Genomic DNA, 371 nt, shown 5'->3' with positions numbered 1-371 from the left:
GTCAGTAAGGCCCGGATCGGCCATCAGCAGGCTCTTCCAGAGCAACAGGACGAGACTCAGCAGCAGCTGGATAGAGCGCACGCCTGTGAGCAGGTGCTTGATGCGAGGATCGCGGCACGACGTCGCCATGGCAAGCGTACCGATACGGTTCGTGTCAGCCTGACGGAGCCAGAGGCCGCCATGCAGCGACAGAAGCGTGGACGCGGTTTTGCGCCGGCTTATACGCCCTCCGTCCTGGCCAATGAGGCGCGCATCATCGTGGCACACGCTGTGGATCCCACAAGCGAGACGCGAGTGGTGGGTGAGCTGATCGATCAGAGCGAGCGCGTGGAACCCAAGATCCCACGCGAGCTTCTGCTGGATGCCGGCTA

General features: G+C 63.1%; 1 pseudogene. It reads left to right on the top strand.

The window, feature by feature from the left end:
- A pseudogene (locus CWI66_RS17755) lies at window positions 1-371 on the top strand (IS1182 family transposase); the annotation flags it as partial.

The sequence above is a fragment of the Halomonas sp. 141 genome, assembly GCF_002810305.1.
In the GTDB taxonomy this organism is placed as follows: Bacteria; Pseudomonadota; Gammaproteobacteria; order Pseudomonadales; family Halomonadaceae; genus Vreelandella; species Vreelandella stevensii.
Note: the sequence above shows the minus strand (reverse complement) of the source record. Positions and strands in the feature narration are given on the sequence as shown.